Origin of the sequence: Microbacterium capsulatum, from assembly GCF_030865425.1 — a bacterium.
Lineage (GTDB): Bacteria > Actinomycetota > Actinomycetes > Actinomycetales > Microbacteriaceae > Microbacterium > Microbacterium capsulatum.
Window position 1 is genome coordinate 162001 of the sequence record NZ_JAVFCB010000001.1, and the last position, 11471, is coordinate 173471.

Sequence of the window (11471 nt, forward strand, 5' to 3'; positions counted from 1 at the left end):
GCGCGCGGGCGTGCGTCAGCGCTCGTCGGCCACGGCCCGGAAGCCGTTCTCCGGACGTCCGGTCGACCCGTACCGCGGGGCGACCTCGGCGTGCCCGATCGCGACGAGGTGCTCCAGGTACCGCCGGGCGCTCACCCGGGACATGCCGAGCGTCTCGGCGACCTCCGCGGCCGAGACATCGGGATCCGCCGCATCCAGCAGCGCGGTGACCCGCCGCAGGCTCACCGCGGACAGGCCCTTCGGCGCCACGTCGGGGCGCACGGATCCGCCCAGCATGCTGTCCACCGCCTGCTGATCCAGATCGGCCTCGCGGCCCGGCACCGAGAGCGCGCGGTGCACGTCGTCGAGCCGCTGGGTGAGCAGCGCCCCGGTGAACGGCTTCACCAGATAGTGCCGGATGCCCAGCAGCCGGGCCCGGCGCACGGTCTCCATGTCCCGTGCGGCGGTCACCGCGATCACCTCGACGTCGTTGCCGAGCGCGCGCAGTCTCCGCAGCACGTCGAGGCCGTTCAGATCCGGCAGATAGACGTCGAGCAGCACGAGATCCGGGCGCAGCTCGGAGATCGCCCGCAGCGCCGTCGCTCCGTTGTGCGCCACCGAGACCACGGTGAACCCGGGGTGCGCCTGCACCCGCTCGCGGTTCAGGTCGGCGACGGTCATCTCGTCGTCCACGACGACCGCGGTGTACTGCCTCATCGCCGTCCGTCCTGGGTGCGAGGGACCGGGGCCGGCCGGGGAAGGTCCACCACGAAGCGCGCGCCGCCCCACTCCGAGGCCGACGCGGAGGCCATGCCGCCGAGCCGCCGGGCGACCCGCTTCACGATCGTCAGCCCCATGCCGCGCCGGGCCTTGCCCGGGGTGGGCGCCTTGTCCGACACGTCGGGCTCGAAGATGGCGGCGCGCTTGTCGACCGGCACGCCGGGGCCGTCGTCGTCCACGCGCACCACGATCCGGCCCGCCGTCAGATCGTCGCGGATCGACAGCAGGATCCGCCCGCCGTGAGCGCCGAGCGCCTCGAGCGCGTTGTCGAGCAGCGTGCCGACGATCGTGAGCAGATCGTCGCGCAGCCCGTCCGTGATCCCGCTCAGCTGCGACGCCGGATCCACGACCAGGTCGACGCCCTGCTCGCTCGCCCGCGCGGTCTTCGCCATGATGAGCGCCTCGAGCTCGATGTCGCCGACCGCCTGGTGCACCGGATCCGCGCCGAGCGCGACCCCGCCGCCGGCCCGTTCGATGAAGGCGACGGCGGCGTCCACGCGCCCGGTCTCGAGCAGCCCGCCGATCACCTGCAGCGTGTTCGCGAACTCGTGCGAGTGCGCGCGCAGATCCTCGGCCATGCTCTGCGCGCCCTGCAGGTCGCGCAGGGTCTCCTCGAGCTCGGTGCGGTCGCGGATCATCGCGATCCGCCCGACGTCCTGCCCGTCCACGCGCACCGCCGCGCCGTGCACCACGAGCACCCGTTCGCCGGAGAGCACGGGCGTCTCCGCGGTCTCGCCGGAGAGCAGGAATCCGGCGAGCTCGTCGTCGAGGACCTCGGTCGCCCGACGCCCGATCACGTCGTCCGGCTCGACGTCCAGCAGCCGCGCCGCAGCGTCGTTCACGACCACGAGCCGCTCGCCCGCGTCGACCGCGATGATGCCCTCGCGGATCCCGTGCAGCATCGCCTCGCGGGTGTCCAGCATCGCGCGGATCTCGTCCGGCTCGAGGCCGTAGATGCGGCGGCGGATGATCCGGCCGATCCAGGCGGATCCCGCCACGCCGACCACCGCGGCCACGCTCAGCGCGATCCCCAGCGTCGGCAGTCCGCCGATGAAGTCGGCCTGCAGCCTGTCCTCCAGGATCCCGACGGAGACCACGCCGATCACCGTGTGCGAGCGATCGAAGATCGGCACCTTCACGCGCCAGGTCAGCCCCAGTGTGCCCGGTTCGGTGCCGACGTAGACGGATCCGCTGAGCGCGACGGACGGGTCCGTGGAGACCTTCTGCCCGATCCGGTCCGGGTTCGGGTGCGACAGCCGGATGCCCTGCTCGTCGGTGACGACGACGTACGTCACGTTCGACGCCTTGCGCACGGTCTCCGCGATCGGCTGGATGGTCGCGGACGGATCGGCCGACCCGAAGGCGTCGATCACCGAGGGCAGGGTCGCCACCGACTGCGCGACCGCGATCATGCGGTCCTGGTAGGCGTCGCGCACCGCACGCTCCTCGAGGAAGCCGACGACCACGCCCGTGCCGAGCACCACGGTCAGCACGATCGCGACCTGCAGCACCAGCAGCTGCATGCTCAGCGACATCGACCGACCCACCAGGACAGTGTGCCGTACTCCGCGGGACGGCAGGGCGAGACCGCGACCGAAACGACCGAAAGGTGCGCAACGTCCGAAACGCACGCAAAGACCGATACGACGCTTATGACCGCATGCCCGATCTGCACGCTCCCGTTCCCTAGCGTCATGCCCTGTCAACCCCCGGCACCCGCCGGACTCTCAACGACGAGGAGCGCGACCGCCGACGGCGGAGCGCGTGAGGAAGGACCCGAAATGACATCGGTGACGAACAGGAACGGGACGCCCCCTGCGATCCGGATCCAGAACGTGACCAAGCGCTTCCGCACCCCGGCGGGCGGCACGTACACGGCGCTGCAGGACATCGACCTCACCGTCGAGCCCGGCGAGTTCTGCGCGGTCGTCGGCCCCACCGGCTGCGGCAAGTCCACCACGCTCACCCTGATCACGGGGCAGGAGCGCGCGAGCGAGGGCATCGTCGAAGTGCACGGCCGTCCGGTCGACGGGATCACCCCGGACTGCGGCTTCATGTTCCAGAGCGACGCGATCCTGCCGTGGCAGTCGGTGCTCGACAACGTCTCCGCCGGCCCGCGCTATCGCGGCGTCGCCAAGGCGGAGGCGCACGAGCGGGCGCGCGACTGGATCCGCCGGGTCGGCCTCGCCGGGTTCGAGGAGAACTTCCCGCACCAGCTCTCCGGCGGCATGCGCAAGCGCGTCGCGCTGGCGCAGAACCTCATCAACGAGCCGCGGATCCTGCTCATGGACGAGCCGTTCAGTGCGCTCGACGTGCAGACCCGCGCGAAGATGAGCGCCGAGCTGCTGGGCCTGTGGGAGCAGACCCGACCCGCGGTCGTTTTCGTCACGCACGATCTGGAGGAGGCGATCGCTCTCGCCGACAAGGTCGTGGTTCTCACCGCCGGGCCGGCCGGCCGGGTGAAGGCGACGTTCCCGATCGACCTGCCGCGGCCGCGGCCCGTGCAGGAGATCCGGTTCGACCCGAGGTTCGTCGAGATCTACCACTCCATCTGGGAGGCCCTGCGCGAAGAGGTCGACATCGCCTACGCGCAGACCCAGCGCACGGCGGAGGTGGCCGCATGAGCGCCGCGCCCGCCACCCTCGCCGCCCCTGCCCGGGTCGCCGCCACGGCGACGACGGCCATCCCGCTGCGCCGACGCCTCGGATCCTCCCGCTGGGTGGTCCTGGGCACGCAGCTCGCGATCGTCGTCGTCCTCCTCGCCGCGTGGGAGGGCATGGTCGACGCGAAGGTCCTGGATCCGCTGCTGTACGGCCAGCCGTCCAAGGTCGTCGAACAGCTCTGGTACTGGATCAGCCAGGGCACGCCGAACGGCTCGCTCGGCGAGCAGATCGGCATCACCCTGCTCGAGGCGCTCATCGGCTTCGTGATCGGCACCGTCCTCGGCATCGTGTTCGGCGTCGGCCTCGGCCGGGTCGCCTTCCTCGCCCGGGTGTTCGGCCCGTTCATCAAGGTCGTCAACGCGATCCCGCGCATCGTCCTCGGCGCCTCGTTCATCGTGATGTTCGGACTCGGCCTGCTCTCCAAGGTGATGCTCGTCATCGTCCTGGTGTTCTTCGGCGTCTTCTTCAACGCGTTCCAGGGGACGCGCGAGGTGGACAAGAACTTCATCGCGAACGCGCAGATCCTCGGGGCGAGTCCCTGGCAGGTCACCACCAGGGTCGTCATCCCGTCGGCGTTCTCCTGGATCATCGCGAGCCTGCACGTCGCCTTCGGCTTCGCGCTCATCGGCGCGATCGTCGGCGAGTTCCTGGGCTCCCAGGCGGGGCTCGGAAACCTCATCCGGCAGGCGCAGGGGACCCTGAACCAGAACGCCATCTGGGCCGCGATGCTCATCATGGCCGTCATCGCCCTGCTCGCCGAGTGGCTCATCACCCGGCTCGAGCACCGCCTGCTCCGCTGGCGCCCGCCGCAGCAGTCCGCCGGCGCCGAAGCCTGACCCCGTCCCACCCGAAACACCAAGGAGAACACATGAAGACCAGCAGGATCGCGGTCGCGGGCATCGTCGCCCTCGCCCTCGGCGCCTCCCTCGCCGGCTGCGCGAACAACGTCGCGGGCGGCACCGAGAAGGTGCACAACGCCGGCGACGCCAAGGGCGCGAGCGTGAGCATCATGGTCGGCGGCCTGAACAAGCAGATCTATCTGCCGTTCATGCTCGCCGAGAAGCTCGGCTACTACCAGGAGTCCGGACTCAACGTCCAGGTCAACGACGAGCCCTCCGGGGCGAGCGCGAAGAGCAGCCTCGCCGCGGGACAGGTCGACGGCGCCGGCGGCTTCTACCAGAACGCCATCGATCTGCAGGCCAAGGGCAAGGACGCCGTCGCCGTGATCAGCATGCTGCAGGCCTCCGGCGAGGCCGAGGTCTGCCGCGCGGATCTGAAGGGCCGGATCACCGGGGCCGAGGACTTCGCCGGCCGCAACCTCGGCATCACCGATCCCGGTTCCGCGACCGACTTCATGACCCAGTACCTCACCACCCACGCGGGCGTGGACCCCGCGAGCACGCACCGCATCGGCGTGCAGGCGGGCACGACGTTCATCGCGGCGCTGGACCAGAAGAACATCGACTGCGGCATGACCACCGAGCCGACGGTGTCCAATGTCGTCTCCAGCGGCAAGGCGTTCATCCTCTACGACGGCCGGACCGTCGAGGGGACGAAGGCGATGTTCGGCGGCAGCTACCCGACGACGAGCCTGTACATGATGCGCGACTACGTGGACAAGAACAAGGACACCGTGCAGAAGCTCGTGAACGCGTACGTGAAGACGCTCAAGTGGATCGACGCGCACTCGGCGGCCGAGATCACCGCGAAGCTGCCAGAGGACTACTACAAGGCGGTCGGCAAGGACGCGTACATCAAGGCGCTGGACGAGTCGAAGGGGATGTTCAACCCGACGGGCCTGATGCCGGAGGGCGGGCCGGAGCAGGTCTTCCAGGTGCTGCAGACCAACCCGGACATCGCCGGGAAGAAGGTCGCGCTCGAGCGGACGTTCACGAACGAGTTCGTGAAGAACGCGAAGTAGCAGAGGTGCGGCCACGGGCGGGGATCGGCGGCAGCCGGTCCCCGCTCACGTGCGCGGGAATAGAGTGTTCCCGACCGAAGTTGAGTCGTGTGTGCTCACATTCAATGCACAGCACGAAATACTAGAGTCTGACCCGATGGGTCGAGTTAGACTGACCATCCGATCCGGCGTCCCGCCGGTTCGATGGGGGGAGAGGAGGTCCCGATGATTCTCGTACGGCAGGAGATCGGCGACGTGCTGCGGGACTTCCGTCTGCAGAAGGGCCGCACGCTCCGTCAGGTCGCAGGCAAGGCTTCCGTCGCGCTCGGGTACCTCAGCGAGGTCGAGCGCGGTCAGAAGGAGGCGTCCAGCGAGATCCTCGCCTCGGTCGCCGAGGCGCTCGACGTCCCCATCTCCACGATCATGCGCGAGGTCGGCGACCGGATCGCGGTGCTCGAGGGGCTGCAGGTCATCCCGGACGTCGTTCCGGACGAGCTGGTGGCGTCCGTCGAGTCCGAGCTCTCCCTGCGCTGACCGGATGCGGCGAAGCGAGTTCCTCCGCGCTGTCGACGCGGAGTTCGGGCCGCGCGGTGCTGCCCTCGTGGCGGACCTGGTGATGTCCGCGGTCGGGAACCGCACGGCCGCGCAGGCGATGGAGGACGGCGTTCCTCCGCGCGACGTGTGGCTGGCGCTGTGCGCCGAGATGGACGTGCCGGACGCGCGCCGTCATGGCGCGGGGCGGCGGGAGCCGAAGCGCGCCTGAGCCGCGCGGTGTTCGAGGCGCATCCCGATCCGCACGGCGTGTCGTCGAAGACATGTTCGATGAGCGGGTATCGTCCTGCACAGATGGTTTCGTGATCGGATCGTCCCCGCTTTCCGGGATCCCCACTGCAATGTCGGTGGCCCCTCCTAGCGTGTTCGACATGACCACGAGGTCATTCGCCTTGTCGGAGAGCTCGCCCCAGCCGGAGCAGCCGCGACAGCCTACAGGCGGCAGTTCACGAGCACGAAGGAGCACGTCATGCCCTCACCCGCAGACCGCGAGAAGTCCCTCGAGACCGCCCTCGCCCAGATCGACAAGCAGTTCGGAAAGGGCTCGGTCATGCGGCTGGGCAGTGACGAGCGCGCTCCCGTCGCCGTGATCCCCACCGGATCCATCGCCCTGGACGTCGCGCTCGGCGTCGGCGGGCTGCCGCGCGGCCGCATCGTCGAGATCTACGGCCCGGAGTCCTCGGGCAAGACCACGCTCACGCTGCACGCGATCGCGAACGCGCAGCGCGCCGGCGGCATCGCGGCGTTCATCGATGCGGAGCACGCCCTCGACCCCGACTACGCCGCCAAGCTCGGCGTCGACATCGACGCGCTGCTCGTCTCCCAGCCCGACACCGGTGAGCAGGCCCTCGAGATCGCCGACATGCTCGTGCGCTCGGGCGCCATCGACCTCATCGTCATCGACTCCGTCGCGGCTCTGGTGCCGCGCGCGGAGATCGAGGGCGAGATGGGCGACTCGCATGTCGGCCTGCAGGCCCGTCTGATGTCGCAGGCGCTGCGCAAGCTCACCGGCGGTCTGAACCAGACCAACACCACGATGATCTTCATCAACCAGCTGCGCGAGAAGATCGGCGTGTTCTTCGGCTCGCCCGAGACCACCGCCGGCGGCAAGGCGCTGAAGTTCTACGCCTCGGTCCGCCTCGACATCCGCCGCATCGAGACGCTCAAGGACGGTGCGGACGCCGTCGGCAACCGCACCCGCGTCAAGGTCGTGAAGAACAAGATGGCCCCGCCGTTCAAGCAGGCCGAGTTCGACATCCTCTATGGCGTGGGCATCTCCCGCGAGGGCAGCCTGATCGACTTCGGTGTCGACCACGGCATCGTGAAGAAGTCGGGCGCGTGGTACACCTACGACGGCGACCAGCTCGGCCAGGGCAAGGAGAACGCCCGCAACTTCCTGATCAAGAACCCCGACGTCGCCGGAACGATCGAGACGCAGATCAAGCAGAAGCTCGGCATCGGCGGCGCGGCGGCCCCGGCTGCGGCTACGGACGAGCTGGCCCAGAAGCGCCCGGCCTGATCATGACCGGTGACAACGGGAGCGAGGCGCCGTCCGAGCGCCTCGCTCCCGTCATCCCGCTCTTCGGGGCACGGGGCGCGTCGAACGACGGCGGACGGTCCCGCGCCTCCGCGGCCCGGACGACGCCCCCGGCGGATCCGTCGCCGCCGTCCGCCGAGGCGGAGTGGCACTCGACCTGGGCGGAGGAGTCGGCCGCCGCACGGCGCGGGCCCGGCCCGCGGCATCCCGCGGCCGCCGCCCTGCCGTCGGACGAGCGCCGCATGCCGGCAGGATCGTCCCCTGAACACGGCAGCGATGCCGGGGAGGGGCGAGGCGATCGGTCCTCGTCCGTGAGGCTGCGCGCCCTCGGGCGGCACAGCGCCCCCGAACCCGCCGACGCGGATCTGCTCGGCGACGCGCGGGAGGCTCTGGTCCGCAAGCTCCGCACGAAGCAGCTCACCTGCCGCGAGGCGCGGGATGTGCTCCGCGAGCTCGGTGTTCCCGCGGAGGACCGGGACGCGGTGATCGACGAGTTCGAGCAGCGCGGTTATCTCGACGACACGGCACTCGCGGAGCACCTCGTCACGTCGGGCGCGCAGCGCAAGGGGCAGGGCCGCGTCGCGATCTCCCGCACGCTGGCGCAGCGCGGGATCCCCGCGGAGATCGCCGACGAGGCGCTCTCCGCGCTCGAGGACGACGACGCCGAGCGGGCGCTCGACTACGCCCGCTCCAAGATCTCGGGTCTGCGCCGCTACGACGAGGACACCGCGATCCGCCGGCTCGTCGGACAGCTGTCCCGGCGCGGCTACGGCGGCGGCGTCGCGATGAACGCCGCCCGCACGGCCTGGCGTGAGACGCAGTTCGGCGCCGGGCGGGGGAAGGTCCGGTTCGAGAAGTCGGACTGAGGGATTTTCCCCGGGCCGTCCGGGGGGCGTTCCACGGCGCGCCGAAAGTAGAATGGCTGGCATCATGACCATTCCCCTCAGCGAACCGACGATCATCGCGCCCTCGGATGCGGCTCTCGATGAGTCCGGGCGTCCGCGCACATACGAGGTGCGCACTTTCGGTTGCCAGATGAACGTGCACGACTCCGAGCGGCTCTCGGGCTCGCTGGAGAGCGCCGGCTACGTCCGCGCCACCGAGGACGACGAGGCCGACGTCGTCATCATCAACACCTGCGCGGTGCGCGACAACGCCGCCGGCAAGCTGTACGGCACACTGGGGCACCTGAAGTCCCGCAAGGACAAGCACGACGGCATGCAGATCGCCGTCGGCGGCTGCCTCGCACAGATGGACAAGCAGGCCGTCCTCGACAAGGCGCCCTGGGTCGACGTCGTCTTCGGAACGCACAACATGGGCTCGCTGCCCGGGCTGCTCGAGCGCGCCCGGCACAACGGCGAGGCCGAGCTGGAGATCCTCGAGGCCCTCGAGGTCTTCCCGTCCACGCTGCCGACACGGCGCGACTCCGCGCACAGCGGCTGGGTGTCGATCTCGGTCGGCTGCAACAACACCTGCACGTTCTGCATCGTGCCGAGCCTGCGCGGCAAGGAGAAGGACCGCCGCCCCGGCGACATCCTGAACGAGATCCGCCTGCTCGTCGACGACGGCGCGATCGAGGTCACCCTGCTCGGCCAGAACGTCAACTCCTACGGGGTCGAGTTCGGCGACCGCCAGGCGTTCGGCAAGCTGCTGCGCGCGGCCGGCGAGATCGAGGGACTGGAGCGGATCCGCTTCACCAGCCCGCACCCGGCGGCGTTCACCGACGACGTCATCGACGCCATGGCGGAGACCCCGAACGTCATGCCTCAGCTGCACATGCCGCTGCAGTCCGGCAGCGACCGGATCCTGCGCGCGATGCGGCGCTCCTACCGCAGCGAGAAGTTCCTCGGAATCCTCGACCGCGTGCGCGCGAAGATCCCGAACGCGGCGATCTCCACCGACATCATCGTCGGATTCCCGGGCGAGACCGAGGAGGACTTCGAGGACACGATGCGCGTCGTCGAGCAGGCCCGCTTCGCCAACGCCTTCACATTCCAGTACTCGATCCGCGAGGGCACCCCCGCCGCCACCATGGAGGACCAGGTCCCCAAGGAGGTCGTGCAGGCGCGCTACGACCGGCTGATCGCCCTGCAGGAGCGCATCTCCCTCGAAGAGAACCAGAAGCAGCTCGGCCGCGAGGTCGAGGTGCTGGTGTCCGTGGGCGAGGGCAAGAAGGACGCCGAGACGCACCGCCTCACCGGCCGCGCCGAGGACAACCGCCTCGTGCACTTCGAGCTGCCCGAGGGGACCGACCGTCCGCGCCCGGGCGACGTCGTCACGGTGACCATCACCCACGCCGCGCCTTTCCACCTGCTCGCCGATGCCGTCGACGGCGCCCCGCTGCGCATCCGGCGCACCAGGGGAGGCGACGCCTGGGACCGCGCGCAGTCGGAGTCCTGCGGCCTGCCCGCGACCCCGGCTGCCGGTGGCGCACCCCGCGCGGTGGCGCTCGGACTCCCGACGCTCCGCGCCGGCGTGTGAGCACGGATCCCGGCCTGACCGCGGTCCCCGGAACACGACCGGACGGCACGGGCGCGGCGTCTGTCGACTCCGGATCCGCGCCGCGCCTCTGGGCGATCGTCGGCTCGACCGGCACCGGCAAGAGCGACCTGTCCCTCGACCTCGCCGAGGCGCTGGCCGCCCGAGGACGCGGAGCGGAGATCGTCAACGCCGACGCGATGCAGCTGTACCGCGGCATGGACATCGGCACGGCCAAGCTCACGGTCGATGAGCGCCGCGAGATCCCGCACCACCTCTTCGACGAACTCGACGTCACAGAGGACGCCGCCGTCGCCTGGTACCAGCCGCGGGCGCGCGCCGAGATCGCGGCGATCCACGCCCGCGGCGCCGACACGATCCTCGTCGGCGGATCCGGACTGTACGTGTCCAGCGTGCTCTACGACTTCCGCTTCCCGCCGCGCGACGCGGCCCTGCGCGCGCGCCTGGAGGCCGAGCTCGAGGCGGCCGGTCCGGGGCCGCTGCTCGCGCGTCTCCGTGAACAGGATCCCGTCACGGCCGAGCGGATCGATCCGCACAACGGCCGGCGCATCGTCCGGGCGCTCGAAGTGCTCGCGCAGGGACAGCGCACGCACGGCGCCGCTCTGCCGGAGGAGCCGGCGCTCTGGAGCCCGCGCACCCGCGTGCTCGCGCTCGGGGTCGATCGCGCCGCGCTCGTGGAGCGCCTCGACCGCCGGGTCGAGCGGATGTGGGCGCAGGGCCTGCCCGCCGAGGTCGAGCGCCTGCGCGCCGACGGACTCGAGCGAGGGACGACCGCGCGCCGGGCGATCGGCTACGCGCAGGCGCTGGCCGAGCTCACCGGGGAGCTGAGCAGGGACGAGGCGATCGCGCAGACCCAGGCGCTCACCCGGCGGTACGCCCGCCGTCAGGTGTCCTGGTTCCGTCGGTACGCGGAGGCGGAGTGGCTCGACGCCCTGGCTCCGATCGACGCCGGTCGATTCGCCGAAGAAGGGATCCGCGAATGAACAGCAGCATCCGGGCGTTCGAGCGGCGCGACACCGACGCGGTCGTCGCGCTCTGGGACGAGGCCGGGCTCACCCGGCCGTGGAACGACCCGCGGGCCGACATCGAGCGCAAGCTCGCGGTCCAGCCCGAGCTGTTCCTCGTCGCGGTCGAGGGCGCCGTCGCGGTCGACGCCGTCGCGCCCGAGGACGCCGTCGCGCCCGACGCCGTCGCGCCCGAGGCCGCCGTCGCGCCCGAGCGCATCGTCGGGTCCGTCATGGCGGGCTACGACGGCCATCGCGGCTGGCTGTACTACCTCGCGAGCGCGTCCGACCGGCGCGGCGCGGGGATCGGCCGTGCCCTCGTCGCCGAGGCGGAGCGGCTGCTCCTCGCGATGGGCTGTCCCAAGGTGCAGCTCATGGTGCGGGTCGGCAACGAGCAGGTGCTCGGCTTCTACGACGCCCTCGGCTACGAGCGCTTCGAGGTCGGCAACACGGGCAAGCGCCTCATCCATGACGCCTGAGCCCCGAGCCCGCGGCCCCTCTTCTCACGCTCGCTGGTGGCGGGCACCCCCTCGCCCCCCGGGGGGGCGGCGCGGGGC

The 11471-nt window shown here is 70.8% G+C and carries 12 protein-coding genes; 10 read left to right on the top strand and 2 right to left on the bottom strand.

Features of this window, described 5'->3' with window-relative positions; genetic code table 11:
- Positions 1-15: 15 nt before the first annotated feature.
- The gene (locus RBR11_RS00760) at positions 16-696 is read right to left on the bottom strand and encodes a response regulator (RefSeq protein WP_308487383.1); all 681 of its coding nucleotides are present in this window, start codon (positions 694-696) and stop codon (positions 16-18) included.
- Complete coding sequence (locus tag RBR11_RS00765) at positions 693-2306, bottom strand: sensor histidine kinase (RefSeq protein ID WP_308487384.1); 1614 nt, start codon at positions 2304-2306, stop codon at positions 693-695. The genes RBR11_RS00760 and RBR11_RS00765 overlap by 4 nt, the downstream gene beginning before the upstream one ends.
- Before the next feature lie 234 nt (positions 2307-2540).
- Between RBR11_RS00765 and RBR11_RS00770 the strand changes: the two genes are divergently transcribed.
- The 10 genes from RBR11_RS00770 to RBR11_RS00815 all read left to right on the top strand — a co-directional run bounded on the left by RBR11_RS00770 (position 2541) and on the right by RBR11_RS00815 (position 11393).
- Positions 2541-3383 (top strand): ABC transporter ATP-binding protein, encoded by an 843-nt coding sequence (locus tag RBR11_RS00770; RefSeq protein WP_308487385.1) that lies wholly within the window; start codon positions 2541-2543, stop codon positions 3381-3383.
- A complete protein-coding gene (locus tag RBR11_RS00775) occupies positions 3380-4258 on the top strand; it encodes an ABC transporter permease (RefSeq protein WP_308487386.1) in 879 nt (292 codons plus the stop codon). The genes RBR11_RS00770 and RBR11_RS00775 overlap by 4 nt, the downstream gene beginning before the upstream one ends.
- A 32-nt stretch (positions 4259-4290) precedes the next feature.
- Positions 4291-5343: an ABC transporter substrate-binding protein gene (locus RBR11_RS00780; protein WP_308487387.1), complete on the top strand. Its 1053-nt coding sequence runs from the start codon at positions 4291-4293 to the stop codon at positions 5341-5343.
- Positions 5344-5547: 204 nt separating this feature from the next.
- The gene (locus tag RBR11_RS00785; RefSeq protein WP_045251803.1) at positions 5548-5856 is read left to right on the top strand and encodes a helix-turn-helix domain-containing protein; all 309 of its coding nucleotides are present in this window, start codon (positions 5548-5550) and stop codon (positions 5854-5856) included.
- Between the two features lie 4 nt (positions 5857-5860).
- Positions 5861-6085: a DUF3046 domain-containing protein gene (locus RBR11_RS00790; protein WP_308487388.1), complete on the top strand. Its 225-nt coding sequence runs from the start codon at positions 5861-5863 to the stop codon at positions 6083-6085.
- A 258-nt stretch (positions 6086-6343) separates the two neighbouring features.
- Entirely contained in the window at positions 6344-7393 is a 1050-nt protein-coding gene (gene recA / locus RBR11_RS00795) for a recombinase RecA (RefSeq protein WP_308487389.1), read from the top strand.
- A 2-nt stretch (positions 7394-7395) separates the two neighbouring features.
- Positions 7396-8277, top strand: coding sequence for a regulatory protein RecX (locus RBR11_RS00800; protein WP_308487390.1), 882 nt, complete (start codon positions 7396-7398; stop codon positions 8275-8277).
- 64 nt (positions 8278-8341) lie between these two features.
- On the top strand, positions 8342-9892 hold the full coding sequence (miaB, locus tag RBR11_RS00805) for a tRNA (N6-isopentenyl adenosine(37)-C2)-methylthiotransferase MiaB (protein ID WP_308487391.1): 1551 nt from the start codon (positions 8342-8344) through the stop codon (positions 9890-9892).
- A 95-nt stretch (positions 9893-9987) separates the two neighbouring features.
- On the top strand, positions 9988-10893 hold the full coding sequence (miaA, locus tag RBR11_RS00810) for a tRNA (adenosine(37)-N6)-dimethylallyltransferase MiaA (RefSeq protein WP_308487783.1): 906 nt from the start codon (positions 9988-9990) through the stop codon (positions 10891-10893).
- Positions 10890-11393: a GNAT family N-acetyltransferase gene (locus RBR11_RS00815; RefSeq protein WP_308487392.1), complete on the top strand. Its 504-nt coding sequence runs from the start codon at positions 10890-10892 to the stop codon at positions 11391-11393. Before miaA ends, RBR11_RS00815 begins: the two co-directional genes overlap by 4 nt.
- Positions 11394-11471 lie beyond the last annotated feature (78 nt).

Excerpts from the sequence above, each read along its gene's own strand:
- RBR11_RS00780 (WP_308487387.1), top strand. The coding sequence starts at position 4,291 with ATGAAGACCAGCAGGATCGCGGTCGCGGGCATCGTCGCCCTCGCCCTC.
- RBR11_RS00790 (WP_308487388.1), top strand. The coding sequence starts at position 5,861 with ATGCGGCGAAGCGAGTTCCTCCGCGCTGTCGACGCGGAGTTCGGGCCG.
- recA (WP_308487389.1), top strand. The coding sequence starts at position 6,344 with ATGCCCTCACCCGCAGACCGCGAGAAGTCCCTCGAGACCGCCCTCGCC.
- RBR11_RS00760 (WP_308487383.1), bottom strand. The coding sequence starts at position 696 with ATGAGGCAGTACACCGCGGTCGTCGTGGACGACGAGATGACCGTCGCC.
- RBR11_RS00770 (WP_308487385.1), top strand. The coding sequence starts at position 2,541 with ATGACATCGGTGACGAACAGGAACGGGACGCCCCCTGCGATCCGGATC.
- RBR11_RS00775 (WP_308487386.1), top strand. The coding sequence starts at position 3,380 with ATGAGCGCCGCGCCCGCCACCCTCGCCGCCCCTGCCCGGGTCGCCGCC.
- RBR11_RS00815 (WP_308487392.1), top strand. The coding sequence starts at position 10,890 with ATGAACAGCAGCATCCGGGCGTTCGAGCGGCGCGACACCGACGCGGTC.
- RBR11_RS00785 (WP_045251803.1), top strand. The coding sequence starts at position 5,548 with ATGATTCTCGTACGGCAGGAGATCGGCGACGTGCTGCGGGACTTCCGT.
- RBR11_RS00800 (WP_308487390.1), top strand. The coding sequence starts at position 7,396 with ATGACCGGTGACAACGGGAGCGAGGCGCCGTCCGAGCGCCTCGCTCCC.
- miaB (WP_308487391.1), top strand. The coding sequence starts at position 8,342 with ATGACCATTCCCCTCAGCGAACCGACGATCATCGCGCCCTCGGATGCG.